Origin of the sequence: Corynebacterium crudilactis (assembly GCF_001643015.1) — a bacterium.
GTDB classification, from domain to species: domain Bacteria; phylum Actinomycetota; class Actinomycetes; order Mycobacteriales; family Mycobacteriaceae; genus Corynebacterium; species Corynebacterium crudilactis.
In genome coordinates this window covers 39,372-58,996 of record NZ_CP015622.1, presented here as the reverse complement: position 1 = coordinate 58,996, position 19,625 = coordinate 39,372, and the positions used below count along the sequence as shown (strand labels likewise).

Sequence of the window (19,625 nt, the reverse complement as noted above, 5' to 3'; positions counted from 1 at the left end):
TTTAAAGCTAGGCATTTTCTATACATCCGTTTGATCGTGACCGGTCAGGACAGTCGCTTTTTGGCCGTAGTTCACATCGCGCATCTTGGCGACCAGCTCATGTGGCTTCACGTTCTTGCGCATTTGAGCGGTGTAGGAGAACTCAGTCAGGGCTCCGCCGCGGACAGATTCAGCGGACATCATCTCAAAGGAAGTGCAGTACTGCGCGAGGATCAGTTCAACTTCTTCTGCGTAGGACCTGCCGGAATCAGCTTGTCCATCGGCTGGGACCTGCACCTTGATGACCTGGCGCTGGATATCAGCCTTGAACCAGTCGAAGCGGTACATGATGAACAGAACGCCACAGACGACGATGGTTGCAGCGATCGCCAGAACGTAGAAGCGGGTACCACAGGTCATGCCAACGGCCATCGCGAGGAAGAGGAATCCGACGTCACGGGTTTCTTTCACTGCATTACGGAATCGGATCACCGAAAGCGCGCCAACCAGGGCGAATGCACGTGCGATGTTGGAACCAACAACCAGCATGATGATCGCGATGACCATGCCCACCAGCACCAACGTCTGCACAAATGACTGACTGTAGGAGATATGGCGGTGGGTTTTTTGGTACACCACACCCACGATGGAGGTCAGGACGAAGGACAAGACCAAAGTGATGAGAACGTCGACGACAGAGAAGGTGCCGGAGAGGTCTTGGAAGTCAAAAATGGAGCTTAAATCGCTCAACATTGGAGGGGCCTTTCTTGTTTAGAAGATGGGGTCGACAGCGCCGAAAGCTGATGCCGGACGGTTGTGAAACGCTTCGATGGTTTCGCAGTATTTGGACATCCGAATCACGGACATTTCCAGTTGAGCAGTCATATCAGTGAGCCAAAACGGCACGCGTTCATCGCATTTGATTTCCACGACTGCCAATCCTTGCGCCACCGTTGGGCGGTCTTCAAGTTCTTGGCCAAGCAGAAAATCACGATCACGGCCTGAAACACCGTGGTCAATGGTGACTCGCGAACTTGCCTCCGCATCAGCGCCGACGAATGCCTCGCGGTGATACTTCGTGGTGGCGATGGGTCGCAGCCGATAATTTTTAGCAAACGACGCCATCTCATGGATCAGGGCGTGCTGGTTTTCCGGAGAGATTTCAAGAAGCTTCTCGACGTCCACCTGCTCACCTACCGCGGCGCCCGTGCTATCGCCCAGGGCGAGCGCATATATAAAGGGCAGATCCAGCCGACGCTTTTGGGTTACTTTGTTAACCCGCTGCTTGATCTCTACCGAAACGGTGGATTCTGGAGTGAGCACTCCATCACCGTAGGTGCGGATCCGTAGTTTCCTTCGGAATTTTAGGCCCTCAATCTTTTCGGTGTAGCACCGTAGATCGGCTGAATCGAAGTAAAGGGATTCCACTCGGTAACCACCGGGTGGTGAGAGCGGATCCGTGCTCATCCGCGTAGCCAACTGCTCGCGGAGTGCAGGTACGTCCTGCTCTGGAATCAGGTATTTGATTTCAAAACGGTTAAACCTGTGTGGGGATGCTTTCACCCCTGACCACACTGCTTGATTGACTGTTTGATTGGTCATGCCAATAAGCATGAAACATTTTTTTGAAAGAATTCAGAGCGTTTCTTGTGAGGATTTGGGAGTATTTCCCCTAACTATCAACTACTTACGTCTCATTAAATTAAGAGTTTGTTTACCTGCCATCTACCCTTATAGGAAAACAGCAGGTCTATGACCAGCTAAAACTCAGGAATAAGCATTTCTTCCCGCAATAAGCGCTCAAAATCGTCGAAAGGCTCAGGTGTCTCTGAAGAATCTCCCTGCCAAAGATCTGCCACCGGTGATGGTTCATAGTCCATGGCTATTTCTATCGTAGGAATGACGTTTTCTTTCCAGTGCGCAAACGGCCTCGCCAACTCAGCCAGTTTTCCCGCAGATGTAATCGCATCACCCGCTAGTGAATAATCACTAAAGCCAGACATCACGATTTTCGAGTTGCTGAGCATCCGAACATAAAACGGAGTGATCTCAGAGTTTGCCTGATTAATCAGTTCAGTCGCGTCCGCAAGGAATGCAGTACTTGGTCGAGCATCTTCGATCTGAATCTTGTGCTCGCCGTGAACAATGTTGATTGTCCAATCATCGCCAAGCAGTTCACCCAACTTGTCACCAGCAGAAATCACCCCGGACAATTCTCCGCTGACATTAATATCGAGCTTCCTTGAGCCATGAACCCCAACCCACTCCACATCAGGACTAATCAACAGCTCAACCGCATCCAGCCAAGCAACCGGAGCACCGCCATAAACCTCCACGATGGTGGAGCCCACCTGCGCAAGAATGAAACCAGGATTAAAGGACGCACCCGCACGCTCCGCCTGATCACTCAGCAGGTTAATCGCACGACGAATATCCTCCACCGAAGTTGCTTCAGTCTGGAACTTTGTCTGCGCAATGTGTTTGATGTTCTCGGGAATGACATCTGCAGGAAACTCCAGCATGCCAAATTCTCCACGCGATGGACCCCACTTGATTGGAAGCCCCTCTCCCCTAGCTTCCTTGTGGAAATCCTGCACCAATTGAAAAACAGTTCTCATTAGTGCAAAGGTATCAATGCACCTAGTGGGGGTTAAAGCGGGGGCTCCCGGTTTTGAGAGGTTTTGAAAAGGTTCAGCTCCTGCCGGTTACCTAAAGTTCGATTTCTCAACAGCGATTTCGCATTTACAGTTTCGCATCCTCAATTTCTTACCTTCGAGACCACTAGGAAAAACGCCAAAAACCGACCGAAATCGCTCTTAAGAAATTGAGCGCAAGGTATCGAAATTACGAAATCGGTACCGTGAAATCGAACTAAAGGTCTCGAACTTAAACACCTAATCAAAAGGACGACTTCACGGTTACGACTTCTTAACAACCGACTTCACGTCGCCGACTTCGTTAGGTAAATCCGGGCTTTCCAAGCGAAGTCGAGGATAAGAAGTTGAGCATGAGAAGTCAGCACACGTGAAGTCGCCCCTTGACGCCCGAAACACCCAAACGCCCTGAACTAGGCCATAGTTAAGCCAGCGACAGGAACAGTTTTTCTAGTTCCTTTTTGTCCATGTCGCCATCAGGGTTGGTGAGGCACTGTTCCAAACCCGTGGCAATGATGGCGAAGCCTGCCCTGTCCAGCGCTTTTGTGACTGCGGCAAGTTGGGTGACTACGGCTTTACAGTCTTCGCCTTCATCAAGCATTCGGATTACTCCGGTGAGTTGACCTTGGGCGCGCTTGAGTCGGTTGAGCACTGGGGTGATCTCATCAGGATTGAGTTGCATTTTTTCTCCTTTTGTTGCCCTGGAACGTTGATCCCACAGTATACCCCCACCCCTATCTTGAATACCCCCCAGGGTATATGGCACACTTGGAATCGCCCATCACTTTGAGATTGAAAAGGACAAGGTATGACTTCCGCTCAACCGATTACTTCCGTAGATGCACAGACTCTAAAATCGTGGATCGATAAGCATGAAGGACTCACCGTCATTGACGTCCGCACTGCACATGAGTTTTCAAATTTGCACATTAAAGGCTCTTACAACGTGCCTCTGACTACACTTGCTGAGCATTCCGAAGAGATTGCCTCTCGTGTTGGAGAACATGTTGTTTTGGTGTGTCAATCCGGCATTCGAGCAGGTCAGGCACAACAAAAGCTGGCACCTTTGGGAATTTCCATCGTGGCTGTTTTGGAGGGGGGCATCAATAGTTTCGCTAAGACTGACGGTGATGTGGTCCGCGGAACCCAGGTGTGGGATATCGAACGCCAGGTGCGTTTCGCCGCTGGATCTTTGGTACTTGCGGGACTTGTGGGAGGTAAATTCCTCTCGCCAAAAGTTCGCACCCTGTCGGGAATTATTGGTGCGGGTCTGACATTTTCTGGCGTTTCCAACACCTGTGCCATGGGCAAAGCTCTGTCCGCCTTGCCGTGGAATAAAACTAAGCCAGTTCCTACCGAAACCGAGACATTGAGCAAACTTCCAAACCCTAAGGAGAACTAAATGTCTATCACCATTACTGAAACTAACAAGCGCCGAAATTTGGATCAGATCCTGGATGTGCGCGAAAATTTTGAAATTGCCGAGGGCATAATCCCCGAGGCAGTACATATTCCCATGGGTGAGCTCAACTTTCGCTTCAAAGAACTGGATCAGAACCGGCCTGTGATTGTGGTGTGCCGTAGCGGTAACCGCAGTACACAGGTGGCAAATGCGCTTAAACAGGCGGGATATACCGCGTATTCTATGACTGGTGGAATGAGTGCGTGGTACCAAAACAATCTGCCGATTAAGTAGGAAGTCCCCATGACCGCCACTTTGATAATCACGTTGTTTCTGTCACTTTTTATCGGCATTTCTCTAGGACTGTTGGGCGGTGGTGGTTCGATCCTCACTGTTCCAATTCTGACGTATGTGGCGGGGTTGGAGCCTCGTGAAGCTATTGCCGCCTCGCTGTTTATTGTGGGCACAACGTCGCTGGTCAGTGCCATTAGTCACGCAAGAAATGGGCGGGTTCGGTGGAAAACTGGCCTGCTGTTTGGTGCCGCGGGCATGGTTGGCGCGTTTGGCGGTGGCGTTCTCGGGGGCTACATTCCTGGCACGATTTTGATGATCGCGTTTGCGCTCATGATGATCGCCACGTCTACTGCGATGTTGCGGGGGCGTAAGGAGAAGAGGGTGGCGTCGAAAAGCTCTCTTTGGCGCGTCCTTGTTGATGGCCTGGTGGTCGGCGCGGTGACCGGGCTTGTTGGTGCGGGCGGCGGCTTTTTGGTGGTGCCGGCGCTGGCGCTGCTCGGCGGGCTGTCGATGCCGGTGGCTGTGGGCACGTCGTTGGTGGTGATCACCATGAAGTCGTTTGCGGGGCTTGCCGGGTATCTGACCAGCGTGCAGCTGGATTGGGGGCTGGTGCTGATGGTGACTGCGGCCGCCATCGTCGGTTCGCTCGCCGGTTCGCGCCTTGCGGGGCGCGTGCCTGAGACTTTGCTCCGCAAAGGGTTCGGGGTGTTCGTCCTGGTCATGGGCGTGTTCGTACTCGGCTTGGAGCTTTTATAAGCTTTTCGACGTCTCCCTCCGGCGAAACCCAAAAAAGGAACCCTCACAGTTCGTGAGGGTTCCTTTTACTATTGTTTATTGTGCGTTGTGCCGGACCCAGTTGTCATAGGATCCTTGAAGTTCCACCACCTCAAAACCAGCATTACGCAGGGTGCTTGCGACGATTGAGCTGCGGGTTCCACTCTTGCAGTAGCTCACGATCTTTCCGTCACGTGGCAGTTTCTCCAGATTCCACAGCACGGATGCACCATTAATATGGAGTGCTCCCGGGATGTAGCCTTCTTCGACTTCACTGCGGTTGCGGACATCAAGAAGTAGATCGTATTCCAATTCATCCAGCTGATCTGGGGACACAGTTTGCGGTGCAACTAGGTCCACCCCATCAAAGTTGGTGATAAAACCAGCAACATTATCGATTCCCACCCGAACCAAGTGGTCCCACATCTCCATGGCACCAATTTGGCTTGCCGCGAGCAGAACCAAAGCTCGGGAATCCTTCTCCGGATCAACGGTCCACGAGCCAAATTTCGCCATGGAATTGCCCGCAGGAATATTCACCGCACCGGCAACGGTGCCCTGGTGAACTTCATCGGCTGAGCGGGTATCAACAACAATGACGTCGTGCAGATCAGAAGCTTCCAGCTGTGGCAATGGCTCGCGAGCGCCCATAATTGCGGGCCCTTGCCTATTCTGTCTCTTCATCCGACCGAAATATGCAGGTGCATCAGGTTGGCCTTCCAGAAGCTCATCGATGAATCCTTGTTCATCATCTGCCTCCAGATACTTTCCCCACCACGCAAATTGACGTTCATATCCAAGTGTTGTTGAAGGAACCGAACCCAAGGCTTTACCACACGCGGAACCGGAACCATGACCAGGGAAGATCTGGATGTGATCAGGCAATGTCAGGAATTTCTCCTTCAGGCTCTTGAACATTTGGCGAGCTCCCTCAAAACGAGTGTCTACTCCACCAGCTGCTTCATCGAGCAAATCTGGTCGGCCAAGATCACCCGCGAAAACGAAATCGCCAGTGAGCATGAATCCCGGCTCGTCCGCGAACGCACCATCCTTCAGCAGGAACGATAAGTGTTCCGGCGTGTGGCCTGGGGTGTGAACTGCTGTGAGCACCAGGTTTCCAAGGCGAATCTCACTGCCGTCATAAAGTCGCTCGGCATCGAATTCATACTGCCAATCGGCGCCACCCTCCCCTGAAACGTACATGGTGGCATTAGTTGCTGCTGCTAACTCACGGGTTCCTGACAAATAGTCCGCATGGATATGGGTTTCGGTAACTCCAACAATCTCCATTCCGTTTTTCTTGGCCATGTCCAGATAGATGGCGATATCGCGGCGCGGATCGACCACGACTGCGGTGTTGTGGGCTTGGCAACCAATGAAATAGCTGGCCTGCGCAAGGTCTTCGTCGTAGATGCGTTCAATAAGCACTGAGCTCTCCTCCTCAACGTAAAAACTGGATACCCCTCGGGGTATTGAGAATCTACAGTAATACCCCAGGGGGTATAGTTCAAGCGCAGGTTCACTCATTCTGTCGAAAAAGCACAAAACCCCGAAACCACTCAAGGTTCCGGGGAATTGTTTCTAGAATTTAGGGCTTATGGCTCAAGCAAATTGCCGTTGAAGAACTCAGCCAGTGCTGCGGTGTCCTCAAGTGGGAGGACTGCTGCGACGTACTGGTCAGGGCGAACGACAACAATTGCACCATCTCGGCTGATGCCACCGGACTCGAAGATGTCCTGGGAATCTAGTACGGTCCAAACGTTCTCGAGGTTTTGCAGCTTGTATGGACCAACTCGTGGGAAGAAGACCTCTGGCGCATCGAACAGATCGAAAGAGTGGTAATGCTGCTGATAGATGGCCTTGATATCGAAGACTGCGTTGCGGTCGCCGCCTTCTGGGGTGAAGCGGTTGAGTGGTGAGTCTTCGCTTTCCTCCATCCACTGCGCCCACTTGTTCAGTGCAGACTCGGAATCTTGTGGGGTGGCTTGGCCAGCGAATACGTAGATCCTCCATCGACCATCGGCGGAGTGTTCGTGGCCGATGTGGGTGGTCACCGCATCGCAGCGTCGTAAAGCAATATCAGACTTGAAGCGACGCCCCACCGGGAAGCCGCTCGCGAGCGCCTGGTGCTCCGTGCCCGCAGTGATCAGATTGTCCTTGTATTCGGTGAGAAATCCGGCGGTGAATTCCTCCGCAGCAACGTAGTACCTCTCCACCGCCTCTCGATCTTCCAGCTGAGGGGCCATGAGGGTGGACCATCCCTTATCGTAAGCAATGAGGTTTGCCGCAGCTGGGTAGTGCTCGTCGTGGTAGGTGCGCAGCAGAGATTCAGGCGCACGACCAGAAAGCACGTGGCTGAGCTTCCAGCCGGACGTTGTGGCCGGAGTAAAAATCCATCCAAACTTTCCGCGATGCTGGTAAACCTGTGGGTGTCAATGCCTTTGATTTGAACTAAGCACAGGACTACCTCGACGCCGGTGCCAACTTTGCCCGAGTCGGTGCCGATGTCCAGCAACTCAACGCTGCTGGATACGAAAAGTGAAGGAAAATAACGCACCATGCCTATTAATGTCTCCGAACTACTTGCCAAAGTCCCCACGGGTCTACTGATTGGTGATTCCTGGGTGGAAGCATCCGACGGCGGTACTTTCGATGTGGAAAACCCAGCGACGGGTGAAACAATCGCAACGCTCGCGTCTGCTACTTCCGAGGATGCACTGGCTGCTCTTGATGCTGCATGCGCTGTTCAGGCCGAGTGGGCTAGGACGCCAGCGCGCGAGCGTTCTAATATTTTACGACGCGGTTTCGAGCTCGTCGCGGAACGTGCAGAAGAGTTCGCCACCCTCATGACCTTGGAAATGGGCAAGCCTTTAGCTGAAGCTCGCGGCGAAGTCACCTACGGCAACGAATTCCTGCGCTGGTTCTCTGAGGAAGCAGTCCGCCTCTACGGCCGCTACGGTGCCACCCCAGAAGGCAACCTGCGCATGATGACCACCCGCAAACCAGTTGGCCCCTGCCTGTTGATCACCCCATGGAACTTCCCACTAGCAATGGCCACCCGTAAGGTTGCACCCGCCATCGCTGCAGGTTGTGTCATGGTGCTCAAGCCAGCTCGCCTGACCCCGCTGACCTCCCAATACTTCGCCCAAACCATGCTTGACGCCGGCCTGCCCGCAGGTGTCCTCAACGTGGTCTCCGGTGCCTCCGCCTCTGCGATTTCCAACCCGATTATGGAAGACGATCGCCTCCGCAAAGTCTCCTTCACCGGCTCCACCCCAGTCGGCCAGCAGCTACTCAAAAAGGCTGCCGATAAAGTTCTGCGCACCTCCATGGAACTCGGCGGCAACGCACCATTCATCGTCTTCGAAGACGCCGATCTAGACCTCGCCATCGAAGGCGCCATGGGTGCAAAAATGCGCAACATCGGCGAAGCCTGCACCGCAGCCAACCGCTTCTTAGTCCACGAATCCGTCGCCGATGAATTCGGCCGCCGCTTCGCAGCCCGCCTCGAGGAACAAGTCCTAGGCAACGGCCTCGACGAAGGCGTCACCGTAGGCCCATTGGTTGAGGAAAAAGCACGAAACAGCGTTGCATCGCTTGTCGACGGCGCCGTCGCCGAAGGTGCCACCGTCCTCACCGGTGGCAAGGCCGGCACAGGTGCAGGCTACTTCTACGAACCAACGGTGCTCACGGGAGTTTCAACAGATGCAGCCATCCTGAACGAAGAGATCTTCGGTCCCGTCGCACCGATCGTCACCTTCTCTGATGAAGCTGAAGCACTGCGCCTAGCCAACTCCACCGAATACGGCCTGGCCTCCTACGTGTTCACCCAGGACACCTCACGCATCTTCCGCGTCTCCGACGGCCTCGAGTTCGGCCTAGTGGGCGTCAACTCCGGTGTCATCTCCAACGCCGCTGCACCATTTGGTGGCGTAAAACAATCCGGAATGGGCCGCGAAGGTGGTCTCGAAGGAATTGAAGAGTACACCTCCGTGCAGTACATCGGTATCCGGGATCCTTACGCCGGCTAGCATCTGCCCTTTTACAAATCCACCGCAAACACTGGGATGTTTGTGGTGGATTTTTGTGTTTTCGGGTTCCTACCGGTTTTGAGATAAGTTCGGTCTGTTTTAAGTTCGATTTCTCGGTACCGATTTCCCGGTGTCGGGACCCCAATTTTCCAGTGAAAACTGACTTGTCTCGACGTTATAGTATTGGATTTGGGGTCTCAAGATTAAAGAACATTGCAGTTGTAAGTGAAAATATATAGAGTGGAGTTCCACTCAAAAACTGGCCGTTCGAACTTGAAGGGAGCTACCGTCATGGGAAATACATCTGTAGATCAAAACGTACTGCTGACCCCCTCCGAACAAGAGTCTGTTGCGAAATACATTTCTACCCTCGGTGGTAGCCCAATTGATTTTCAAACTACAAATGGGTCAATACTGCCAAACAAACTCAACGAGATCTTCCAAAAGGTACTTCACGCAATTGAATCGGATCTTCCCATTTCAATTTCGACCATGCCACATGAGGTCACCACAACAACCGCTGCATCGCTCCTTGGAATTACTCGTCCAACCCTCATGAAGCACGTTCGTGAAGGGCGTATTAATGCCCACAAAGTTGGAAGCCACCACAGGTTATTTTCAAATGAAGTCCTTGAGTTCCGTGAGGAACTGAAACAGCAGAAGCGACAGGCCGTTTTTGATCTTCTTGATTTTGAGCAGCAGCTTGAAGAATCTGATTAATAAACTGATCGAAACTGACTTCATTCTATTGATAGGCTGGCCAGGTGACATCTTTACGCCAGTCTTCCGTCCTCCCCGACGCAAACATCTGGGCTTCTTCTACCCTGCATAGTTGGTTTGCACTCATTGCAGTAGAAACAATGGGCTCTTGGTCCATTTTTTGGACGGAAGATATTATGGCTGAAGCTGTAAAAGCTAGAAGAAAGCGATTTCCTCGATCTTCGAGTACTCAAATGGAAAGTCTGCGGGACCGAATCGTAAAGCACTTTCCCGACAATCGAATCTCGAATTTTCCCCATGACGACACAGTAACTTACAAGGACGAAATGGATTCTCATGTCCATTCCGCTGCAGTGCACGCCAACATAGCGATTGTCGTGACAGACAATATTAAAGACTTTGAAGGTCTTTACAACGATCCTGATGATTGTCCATACGACCTCCTCACCGCAGACGAATGGCTAATGCTAGCAGCTAAATCCGCACCTCACGCCATAGATCAAGTTCTCATGCAACAGTATTCATACAGGCTAAAACAGCAGAAGCCTTTCAATCTGGTGAAATCACTTCACGATGCGGGCTGTTCTGAATTCGCAGAACATATCAGAATGCGCCTTCAAGAAATTGCTTAATCCTAATTCAGTTTGGATGCCGTTGAATGCAACTGCTCTGGAAACCATCAAACAGCCCATCAAAGATGGCTTTTTAATTCTCATCAACTTTGTTCTCGATTGTTACGGATTGATCATGCAAATCTTCGGTGTACCTTGGACAGACACATTTCAAGCCCTTGGCACTGTGGGAGCAGTTGCCGTAGCACTAGGTATTGCAGTAGTTGACTTCTTTCAAAATACTAGGGAACGAAGAGCGCTGGAGGCAGAAGCAAAAAATAAAACGGCCGGCCTTGTCTCCGCCTGGGTGGAAACTACATACGAACCTGCACCAAGTGGCAAAAGGTATGACAAAATTTCACACCTCTTTATCTCTAATGAAAGCGACGAACCTGTTTTCGATGTATCTGTGGACGTTGCGCTGGAAAACCCTTTTAGACAAGTTGGGCCACTTTCAGTTCCAGTTCCAATTCCAACCCTCCCTCCACGTAGAGAACGCAAATTTGATATTTCATCAGGTCTCCTCGCGCACGATTCAGGCGATGATGGGAAAAATATCCATCTAAATGAACCTCAAGCACGAATAAGTTTCACAGATCCTCGCGGGATCCGATGGCATCGCAACTACTCTGGCGTTCTTTCTCAAGATTCCGGAAAACTTGTCGACACATCGCAGGCTTTCTCAAAAGAAATGCCGGAACAGATAGGAGTTTCTTCGTTCATTAATCCAATGAGTGTGACATTACTGCTGCTCAGTGTCGCTGGATCAACTTCCCCAGATATCGGAACCTTTAAGAAATTGCTTGACCCAAATGCAACTGGATGGAACAACGTATCAGATGAGAGGTTACGGGAACTCGCAGTTTCGTTGCGTGGGTACTCTGTACCTGCTCACGTTTGGTACAGAACTCCTCGAGTCGCATACGTTCGTTTAATTGACCCCAGCACTCTTCCTGAGAAAATGTCTGAAGATGATGGAGTACCCATCAAAGTTGAACTATTAACTTTCGTATTTCGAAAAAGTACTGGCTGGTTGCTATTTTCATTTGGGTATACTCCACCAGAATGGATTGAGTTTGACCCAGACGAAACCACCTCACGTTTTCGCTCATACTTAGATGCGGGGGCCACTAAAAAGCAACCAAACCGAAAACGCTGGAGGTAGCTATCTCCAATTTCAGTGTCTGCTTTCTTTTCCTTTTTGAAAAACTATTGTGTAGATTCACTCAGCGCCGTTTTAAGGTCTCAAGTTTTCGGGGTGAACTCTCGTATGGATCCGTCTCGTAAAGGCACTGGGAAGCGATTTTGGAGGCTCATGATTTTTGAGGTCGGGTGCTGGATTTTAGCCAACCCAGAGGAAACCAGACAGGCGTGACAAAATCTCCTGAAAAAGCGAATCTTTGTCACGTGTGTCCGGCTATTAGCTGTTTTGTGTCAGAGGGTTGTGCACACTCAGTGTCATGACCTTGTGCACACCCTAGACCTCCACCACAGGCATAGTCCTCGGCTGCTCACAATTGAGATCATACCTAAACCCCTACCCCCAGAAACCCGACGCAAGATCATCGATTTCGATCCGTTCGCACCGAACAGCCCCTCGATCGAAGAGTTCTGCAGTCAGCTTAAAATATCGCGGCGCAGCTTCTACAACATCCGCAACCGATACCAACAAGATGCCAACGCAGCGCTGCATCCACGCTCGAGGGATCTGACCCCCGTTTGGTAAACACCTAACATCCCAGCAATCTGGGACTGAAAGGTAATCTCCACACCATGCCAAGCAAGACCTACACCGAAGAGTTCAGACGCGATGCCGTCGCGCTCTACGAGAACTCCCCGGGCACCTCACTCCAGACCATCGCCACCGATCTTGGGATCAACCGTGCCACCCTGCATAATTGGCTGAAAAAATACGGGTCCGGTGCCCGCACCAAGATCAGCTCTCAGGATTCACCTTCCCCGGCCTCGGTGACCAAGGCCGAGCGGATTCGACAACTCGAACGAGAAAACGCCCGGCCCCGGGAAGAACGTGACATCCTGCGGAAAGCCGCTAAATATTTTCCCGGCAAGAGACGAACTGGTGATCCGCTTCCGGTTCGTTGATCACGCCCAGAAGAACCATTCGGTTAAGCGGTTGTGCGAGGTGTTAAAACTCAACAGATCCTCGTTCTATAAATGGAAAAACAGCAGTTCAGCCCGCAGGAAACGCCTCATGTCCGACGCGATCCTCGGCGCCCGCGTCAAGACTGTATTCGCCGCCGAACGCGGTTTCTATGGGGCGAAACGGATTACGGCTGAACTCAAAGACCATGCCGGTCATGACCCCGTGAACCACAAGCGCGTCGCTCGGGTCATGCGTGAACTCAAATTATTTGGCTACGCAAAGAAACGCAAGGTCACCACCACCGTCTCAGATCAGAAGAAACCAGTGTTTTCTGACCTTGTCGGCCGGAAGTTCACTGCTGACAAGCCAAACCAGCTCTACGTTGGGGATATTACGTACCTGCCGATTCAGGATGGGTCGAATATGTACCTGGCCACAGTCATTGATTGCCATTCCCGCAGGGTGGTAGGTTTTTCCATCGCGGACCACATGCGTACCTCCCTGGTGCAGGACGCGCTGCTGATGGCTAAGGGACAGCGTGGAAGCCTGAAGGGGGCGATTTTTCACTGAAGATCACGGAAGTGTTTACATTTCTCATGCGTTCCAGGGCACCTGTAAAGACCTGGGGATCAGGCAGTCGATGGGATCAATTGGCACCAGTACCGACAACGCGCTTGCTTCAGTCATTCAATGCTGCGCTGAAGCGGGAAGTCCTCCAGGATGCCAAGACCTTTGAGAATCAATTGCGCTGCCGGAGGGACGTTGTCCGCTGGTGTACCCGTTACAACACGGTGCGCCGGCATTCCCGGTGTATATATCTCGCGCCTGCGGTGTTTGAGGAGCGCGGTTCTGTTATCCTGAAATCTGCTTCCTGATTAAATCCTCTGTGTCTACTATCCAGAGGTCGGGCCCATGTCAGGTCTTGTGAGAAAAATTTCCGAAAGCATGCCAGCGATATAGTGAAATCATGAGTGCGCAGATGCCAGTTCCGAGTTAGGATCGCGATCGACTGGTGGGGTTGGCGTTTCGCATGCTGGGGACTCTTGCCGATGCTGAAGACGCAGTGCAGGAATCTTTCATCCGGTGGTATCGCCTCAATGAGCAGCAACGCAACGAGGTGACTAATACGGTCGGGTGGTTTGCAAAGACAACGAGTCGGATCTGTCTTGATGTTTTGAAAAGTGCATCCAGGCGGCGTGAACTTTATGTCGGTCCATGGTTGCCCGAACCGGTACCGGTGGCGCGTTTCGTAAAATCTGGCGCAGAGAATCAAGATCCTGCCGAACATCCATTAGAAGCTGAATCTTTAAGCATGGCGTTATTGGCGTTAATGGAAAATATGACGCCGGCAGAACGAGTCGCTTTCGTTCTAAAAGATGTGTTTAACTACCCAGTTTCTGACATCGCAGAAGTTCTCGACCGATCCCCCGGAGCTGTGCGACAGCTTGCCTCATCCGCTAGATCCAAGGTGGCAAATAAACCTTCAGCATCCGCACCAGAAAGCAGCGAACTCCTCGTCGCATTCCAACGAGCTGCAGTCACTGGCAATATTTCAGATCTGATAAATATCCTCCACCCCGATGTCACTCTTCGATCCGATGGCGGTGGCATCGTTCGGGCAGCACTCAACCCCATCCACGGAGCAGAAAAGGTGGCGCGTTTTATCATCGGTGTTTTGGAACGCCAAGCCACGACGTCCTTCGACATCACTCAAGGCCCATCAGGTGAAGTCGCTACATTTACTCGCGGACATACCACCAGAGGTATTCTTGAGCTGGTCACCACTGAAGACGATCGGCGTGCCACTGAAGTGCTCATTCAGTGGAACCCAAAGAAACTACAAGCATGGAACCAGGGTTAAGATCTTGAGGTAGCTCCACGAAAACCCAAAACTCTCTACCTGGTGCAATATGATGGTCGCTATGGCCAATTCCCCGTCTGGCGAATCCATGATTGCTCGAGTCGTGCGCCTTTTATCTGTGTTTCCCAAGTACAACCGTCCATTGAGCGTCCGGGAAATTGCAGAGTATGCCTCACTCCCAGTAACCACTACTCACCGGTTGCTCAAGGAGTTGGAGGCAGAAGATTTAGTAACCCGCATGACCGATGGCGGATGGCAACACGGCACTAGGTTGTGGGAAATTGCCTCCCGAAACTCTCCAGTTCAATCGCTGAGGGATGCTGCGCTTCCTCCGATGGAAGATCTGGTTGCAGGACTTCGAGTCCATTTGTCTTTGGCAATTTTGGACCGTAATGAGGTCTTGTACATCGAGAGAATGACTCCGAATGATTACACAGTTAATATCATTTCAGTTGCCGGTCGATTACCTGCGCATGCCACCTCTGCAGGCTTAATCTTGCACGCATTTGGTTCGCCAGATGGTCGGCGCCTGCTGCTTAGTCGAGGGCTAACCAAATACACGGACACCACGCTAACGGAAATGCAGGATCTTAAGGATAAATTGTTGCGCGCCCGACATGAAGGTGTTGTAGCTTCAACGGGTGCAATCATTCCTGAATCCACGGGAATTTCAGTTCCGGTATTTGGCGAAGGCGAATATGCAATTGCTGCGTTAACTGCAATTGTGCCGATTGGTCAAGAAAACTTGGAAGTTCTAGTTCCTCAGTTGAGGTTTGCAGCTCGAGCTATTCGTCGGCGATTAGGAAAAACCCCAGATACTGACCTGGGGTTTGTTCGCGAGACTAATCCATTACCTTCCGATTTTTAAGGTGCTAGGTATGCCAAACTTCTCCTACCAACCATCACTCATTGATCATCACGGAGGTTATTACCTGCGGTTTCTCCTCCGTCGATCACAATCGCACTACCGTTTATGAACGCAGATTCATCTGATGCAAGGTACAACACTAAGCTGGAAATTTCTTCCACCTGAGCAGCTCGACCAAATGGGATTTGACCGAGTCCCCGATTAAGTCCTGCGGTCAATGGGGTTTCAACGCTGCCGGGATGGATTGAATTAACTCGAATGTTATATTTTCCCAAATCCATGGCGGAGGTTTTGGTAAGCCCTTGCACACCCCATTTTGCTGCAGAATAGGCTGCTCGGTTCTTGAATCCGGTAATACCAGCGATCGATGAAATGTTGATTATCGAGCCGGATTTGCTTTCTTTTAGGGCCGGAATAGCCGCTTTCATTCCGTAGAAAACTCCGTTGAGGTCGATGGCTATGGTTCTATCCCAATCTTCAACGGTAGCTTCTTCAACACTTCCTGAAGTAAAAATGCCAGCATTGTTTACTAGGACATCGAGCTTGCCGAACTGTTCCAGAGTTTGCTCAATTACCTGTTCCCAATTGTTAAGTCTTGTGACATCAAGGGGTAGATACAGAGCATTTTCTTCGCCGATTTCAGCTGCTAGTGCTTTGCCTTGAGTTTCATTGACATCGGCAATTACTACTTTCGCCCCGTACGCTGCCAATACTCGTGCATGTGAAGCTCCCATACCTGAAGCTCCACCAGTAATGATGGCTACTTTTCCTTCAACTTGCTTTCGTAAATGTGTCATGCGCCACAAATTACCAAGTGCGCAATCCAACGAATGCCCCTAAACCATTCAACGGAACACCTCGTTCCATTGAATGGTTTGGCTATTTAACACCTTGACGATTCCATTCATGATCTAAATCACTCAAGAAATTGAACGTGATCGAAGTGACTAGGAGTAATTTTGATGAAGATCCTGAATGCCGAGCTCATAGACAACCACTATGACCTCATCGTTGTCGGCTCCGGTGCCGGCGGACTCACCGCCGCTGCCACCGCAGCCCACGCTGGGCTCTCTGTCCTCGTATTGGAAAAAGCTGAACTTCTCGGTGGTACCTCAGCTGTCTCCGGCGGAATGCTGTGGGTAGTTGACAACCACTACGCTCGCGAAGCAGGATTTGCAGATTCCAAGCAAGCAGGTCGCGAGTACGTTGAAGCGGTTGCCAGGGGGCGCGGGCGTGCAGAGCTTCTCGACGCTGCCCTCCTTCACGGCTCAGACATGTTGGAATTTATCGAAGATGAGTTGGGCGTGAAGTTCCTCTTCCTAGACAACTTCCCTGACTATCGCCAAGATCTGCCCGGCGCGGTCCAAGGCGGACGAACCATCGAGCCTCAGCTTTTTAATTTCCGCGAGGCTCTTGGTGAATTGGCTGATTATGTACGTACTGATGGCCGGCACCCATACACAATGCAGGAATATGAAACCTGGGGAGCATTCACCAAATTTCCATGGAATGAGCTTAATCAACGTGTGGAAGATGGTTTCGCAGCCAAGGGCCACGCACTGGTGTCCATGTTGATTGCCGCGTGTGTTCGCCTCAATGTCACCTTCGCTGTAGATGCGCGCGTCACTAAGTTGCTTGGCGATACGCAGCGAGTCGGAGGCGTTGGGCTAGAAGAGGGACACACCATTTCTGCTGGCTCAGTCATGATTGCATCCGGTGGATTTGAATGGGATCACCAGCTTGCAGATTCCTTATTATCTACTCGCTTGTACACAATGTGTTCCCCACCAACGAATACCGGTGATGGTCTGAGGATGGCGCAGCGCATTGGTGCTGCCACCCGTGGAACCCGCGAGGCATGGTGGGCTCCGATGTCAATTACTGGTGGTATGCGTGATGGTGAACCCATCGGATCGCTCCTTCGCTTTGAACGCCAGGGCCCTGGTTCCATCATGATCAATAGGCATGGCCAGCGTTTTGCCAATGAGGCTCAAAACTACAACGATCTCGCCCGCTGCCTGCAGTCATGGGATTCACCAAACAACCAAACGCTGAACACCCCTGCTCACGTGATTTTCGATCAGTCCTACCTTGACCGTTATGGAATTCTCGATCACCGATCAGGCCAACCAACTCCTGATTACCTCACCGAAGCAGCAACATTGGAAGAGCTCGCCACCAAACTCAACGTTCCGGCAACAAACCTCACTGCAACTGTTGAGCGATTCAATGACATGGCGATCAAGGGTGTGGATGAAGATTTCGGTCGTGGCGATTCCGAATACGACCGCTACTGGGGCGATGCTGATTGCCCTTGGCCAAACCCATCACTTGGCCCACTACAACAAGGTCCTTTCTACGCAATGGAAGTAGTAAACGGCGCATTCGGTACCTGCGGTGGCATCGCTACTGACGGAAACGCCCAGGTCATCGATGTGGATGGCAATCCCATCCCCGGCCTATTTGCTGCTGGCAATGCCACTGAATCTCCTTATGCTTCTGGTTACCCCGGAGCAGGAGCAACCCTTGGCCCTCTCATGACTATGGCTTATCAAGCCGGTCGTACCATCGTGGCCGATAACCTAGCGTCTGCTGAGGTGGCAGCATCATGATCCGCCATATTCTCATGATCCGCTGGAAAGACACTTTTACAGACGAGATCCGTGCCAAATGGGTTGACGGACTTGAAAAAATGCAGGGCGCAATCCCTGGGCTGATTCACCTTTCTCATGGTCAAGACATCTTAAAAACTGAAAAATCATGGGATCACGTCATCATCGCTGATTTCATTTCAGTTGAAGATATCGCCGAGTACAACACCCATCCCGCTCATGAGGCCATCAAACCGTATTCACTTCCAAATGCAGCTGAACTCGCGTATGTCGATTTTGAAATTCCTCAAGGACAGGAACATTTATCATGACAACTCTTGAAGCAAGACGCAGTCCCAAGAAAGCCGCCCTGGCATCATTTCTTGGCTCTACACTTGAGTATTACGACTTCTTTATCTACGGCACTGCAGCAGCACTCGTCTTCCCTAAGCTCTTCTTCCCGGATGGAAACCCTGCGATCGCTACTATCGCGGCTTTTGCAACATTCGGTGTTGCTTATATCGCTCGTCCTTTAGGTGGTCTCGTCATGGGACACTTCGGTGACCGCTTGGGCCGAAAGAATGTCCTCCTTGTCACCTTGCTCATCATGGGTATCGCTTCACTATCCATCGGTTTGCTGCCCACATATTCGCAGATCGGTATTTGGGCCACTGCTCTCCTCGTCATCGCCCGTCTAGCTCAAGGTTTCTCAGCAGGTGCCGAAGCAGCCGGCGCATCATCTCTTACCTTGGAACACTCGCCGGAAGGTCGACGTGGTTTCTTCAACTCCTTCGTGATGACCGGTTACGCATCCGGAATGGTGTTGTCGACCTTGGTTTTCATCCCTGTTGCTGCTCTCCCTGAAGCACAAATGATGAGCTGGGGCTGGCGAATCCCCTTCCTGCTTTCAGTCGTAGTCCTCATCATTGCCTTCTGGGTCCGAACGAGGCTTGATGAAACTCCAGTCTTTGAAGATGAAGTTGCTGAAGCAGAGGAAGAGAAGAAACTCCCTGCTGGTCGAGTTTTGAAGTACCAGGGTGGCGATGTTTTGCGAGTGCTACTGATGTCCATCTTCTCAGTCATGCAGACCATCTTCACGGTTTTCGGATTGTCCTACGCAACCAGCCACGGTGGCTTCGAACGTTCCTCCATCCTCGCAGTAAACGCCATCGCCATCGGTCTATCTATGGTGATGATGCCGCTAGCCGGACGACTCTCTGACCGCATCGGCCGCAAGCCACTCATGCTGACTGCCATGATCGGCTGTGGATTCACCATCTTCGTCTACTTCTTGGCTCTTGGTACCGGAAACATCCTGCTCGTCTTCGGCGCGAGCTTCCTGTTCATGACCATCCTTTACTCCGGATTCAATGGCGTCTGGACCAGCTTCTTTGCTGAACTCTTCGCAGCGCCAGTGCGCTACACCGGCATGGCCATGGGCAATCAGCTCGGCCTGGTCGTCGCAGGTTTCGGCCCCATGATCGGCGGCATGTTGCTTAACGACGGCACCTACGGCTGGATTCCAGTCGCCGTATTCGGTGCAGGTTGCTCTTTGCTGGCAATCGGCGCAGTGCTCTCTGCACGTGAAACCGCATTCACCGATATCAAACGGCTCGGTGAGCCTTATTTGAAGGCAACAGGCGCATGGCCAACACAGCAAGCAGATCAGCCTGCAATGTCCCAAACCAAAGAACCTGCTCCCAGCTTGTAAACAGAAACTCACCACAAAGAGAGAA

19 protein-coding genes and 2 pseudogenes are annotated in these 19,625 nt (G+C 51.7%); 14 read left to right on the top strand and 7 right to left on the bottom strand.

Going from position 1 to position 19,625, the window contains the following annotated elements; all coding sequences use genetic code 11:
• Positions 1-18 precede the first annotated feature (18 nt).
• From ccrud_RS00300 to ccrud_RS00285, 4 genes are all read right to left on the bottom strand, one after another.
• Positions 19-732, bottom strand: coding sequence for a DUF4956 domain-containing protein (locus ccrud_RS00300; protein ID WP_066563257.1), 714 nt, complete (start codon positions 730-732; stop codon positions 19-21).
• A gap of 18 nt (positions 733-750) precedes the next feature.
• Complete coding sequence (locus ccrud_RS00295) at positions 751-1,593, bottom strand: polyphosphate polymerase domain-containing protein (RefSeq protein WP_066563253.1); 843 nt, start codon at positions 1,591-1,593, stop codon at positions 751-753.
• Between the two features lie 146 nt (positions 1,594-1,739).
• On the bottom strand, positions 1,740-2,597 hold the full coding sequence (locus tag ccrud_RS00290; protein ID WP_066563244.1) for a hypothetical protein: 858 nt from the start codon (positions 2,595-2,597) through the stop codon (positions 1,740-1,742).
• A gap of 460 nt (positions 2,598-3,057) precedes the next feature.
• Entirely contained in the window at positions 3,058-3,315 is a 258-nt protein-coding gene (locus tag ccrud_RS00285) for a metal-sensitive transcriptional regulator (protein ID WP_011013354.1), read from the bottom strand.
• Positions 3,316-3,441: 126 nt separating this feature from the next.
• Here ccrud_RS00285 and ccrud_RS00280 point away from each other — a divergent pair, with 126 nt between their 5' ends.
• The 3 genes from ccrud_RS00280 to ccrud_RS00270 are packed head-to-tail and all read left to right on the top strand — an operon-like array spanning position 3,442 to position 5,085.
• The gene (locus ccrud_RS00280) at positions 3,442-4,035 is read left to right on the top strand and encodes a rhodanese-like domain-containing protein (RefSeq protein WP_066563240.1); all 594 of its coding nucleotides are present in this window, start codon (positions 3,442-3,444) and stop codon (positions 4,033-4,035) included.
• The gene (locus ccrud_RS00275) at positions 4,036-4,329 is read left to right on the top strand and encodes a rhodanese-like domain-containing protein (protein ID WP_011013352.1); all 294 of its coding nucleotides are present in this window, start codon (positions 4,036-4,038) and stop codon (positions 4,327-4,329) included.
• Positions 4,330-4,338: 9 nt separating this feature from the next.
• Positions 4,339-5,085 carry a sulfite exporter TauE/SafE family protein gene (locus tag ccrud_RS00270; RefSeq protein WP_066563238.1) on the top strand — a complete coding sequence of 249 codons (747 nt, stop codon included), beginning with the start codon at positions 4,339-4,341 and terminating at the stop codon, positions 5,083-5,085.
• Between the two features lie 75 nt (positions 5,086-5,160).
• On the opposite strand, the gene ccrud_RS00265 is transcribed toward ccrud_RS00270, so the two are convergent.
• Together ccrud_RS00265 and ccrud_RS00260 are read right to left on the bottom strand one after the other, a co-directional pair.
• The gene (locus tag ccrud_RS00265; protein ID WP_066563236.1) at positions 5,161-6,531 is read right to left on the bottom strand and encodes an MBL fold metallo-hydrolase; all 1,371 of its coding nucleotides are present in this window, start codon (positions 6,529-6,531) and stop codon (positions 5,161-5,163) included.
• Positions 6,532-6,698: 167 nt separating this feature from the next.
• Positions 6,699-7,454 (bottom strand): FAD-dependent phenol hydoxylase family protein, encoded by a 756-nt coding sequence (locus ccrud_RS00260; protein WP_245670308.1) that lies wholly within the window; start codon positions 7,452-7,454, stop codon positions 6,699-6,701.
• A 207-nt stretch (positions 7,455-7,661) separates the two neighbouring features.
• On the opposite strand from ccrud_RS00260, the gene ccrud_RS00255 reads away from it, so the two are divergent.
• The 8 genes and pseudogenes from ccrud_RS00255 to ccrud_RS00220 all read left to right on the top strand — a co-directional run bounded on the left by ccrud_RS00255 (position 7,662) and on the right by ccrud_RS00220 (position 15,298).
• A complete protein-coding gene (locus ccrud_RS00255) occupies positions 7,662-9,134 on the top strand; it encodes an NAD-dependent succinate-semialdehyde dehydrogenase (protein ID WP_066563234.1) in 1,473 nt (490 codons plus the stop codon).
• Positions 9,135-9,425: 291 nt separating this feature from the next.
• Positions 9,426-9,854, top strand: coding sequence for a helix-turn-helix domain-containing protein (locus ccrud_RS00250; protein ID WP_066563231.1), 429 nt, complete (start codon positions 9,426-9,428; stop codon positions 9,852-9,854).
• Between the two features lie 44 nt (positions 9,855-9,898).
• Positions 9,899-10,486 carry a PIN domain-containing protein gene (locus tag ccrud_RS00245; RefSeq protein ID WP_066563228.1) on the top strand — a complete coding sequence of 196 codons (588 nt, stop codon included), beginning with the start codon at positions 9,899-9,901 and terminating at the stop codon, positions 10,484-10,486.
• 22 nt (positions 10,487-10,508) lie between these two features.
• Positions 10,509-11,630 (top strand): hypothetical protein, encoded by a 1,122-nt coding sequence (locus ccrud_RS00240; protein WP_157775996.1) that lies wholly within the window; start codon positions 10,509-10,511, stop codon positions 11,628-11,630.
• A 360-nt stretch (positions 11,631-11,990) separates the two neighbouring features.
• Positions 11,991-12,167 (top strand): annotated as a pseudogene (locus ccrud_RS15860) (helix-turn-helix domain-containing protein); the annotation flags it as partial.
• 71 nt (positions 12,168-12,238) lie between these two features.
• A pseudogene (locus ccrud_RS15185) lies at positions 12,239-13,444 on the top strand (IS3 family transposase).
• A 137-nt stretch (positions 13,445-13,581) separates the two neighbouring features.
• Positions 13,582-14,430, top strand: a complete 849-nt coding sequence (locus tag ccrud_RS00225; RefSeq protein ID WP_425394198.1) for a sigma-70 family RNA polymerase sigma factor — start codon at positions 13,582-13,584, stop codon at positions 14,428-14,430.
• Positions 14,431-14,491: 61 nt separating this feature from the next.
• The gene (locus ccrud_RS00220; protein WP_066569279.1) at positions 14,492-15,298 is read left to right on the top strand and encodes an IclR family transcriptional regulator; all 807 of its coding nucleotides are present in this window, start codon (positions 14,492-14,494) and stop codon (positions 15,296-15,298) included.
• Positions 15,299-15,336: 38 nt separating this feature from the next.
• Here the strand turns inward: ccrud_RS00220 and chcB1 are convergent, their stop codons facing one another.
• Positions 15,337-16,095 carry a trans-4-hydroxycyclohexanecarboxylate dehydrogenase gene (gene chcB1 / locus ccrud_RS00215; RefSeq protein WP_059288374.1) on the bottom strand — a complete coding sequence of 253 codons (759 nt, stop codon included), beginning with the start codon at positions 16,093-16,095 and terminating at the stop codon, positions 15,337-15,339.
• A gap of 165 nt (positions 16,096-16,260) precedes the next feature.
• Here chcB1 and chcC1 point away from each other — a divergent pair, with 165 nt between their 5' ends.
• From chcC1 to ccrud_RS00200, 3 genes are read left to right on the top strand one after another with little or no spacing between them, the layout of a single operon-like run.
• Entirely contained in the window at positions 16,261-17,910 is a 1,650-nt protein-coding gene (gene chcC1, locus ccrud_RS00210) for a 4-oxocyclohexanecarboxylate 2-dehydrogenase (protein WP_059288373.1), read from the top strand.
• Positions 17,907-18,221, top strand: a complete 315-nt coding sequence (locus ccrud_RS00205; protein WP_059288372.1) for a Dabb family protein — start codon at positions 17,907-17,909, stop codon at positions 18,219-18,221. Before chcC1 ends, ccrud_RS00205 begins: the two co-directional genes overlap by 4 nt.
• Positions 18,218-19,600 (top strand): MFS transporter, encoded by a 1,383-nt coding sequence (locus ccrud_RS00200; RefSeq protein ID WP_245670299.1) that lies wholly within the window; start codon positions 18,218-18,220, stop codon positions 19,598-19,600. The genes ccrud_RS00205 and ccrud_RS00200 overlap by 4 nt, the downstream gene beginning before the upstream one ends.
• The last annotated feature ends 25 nt before the right edge of the window (positions 19,601-19,625 follow it).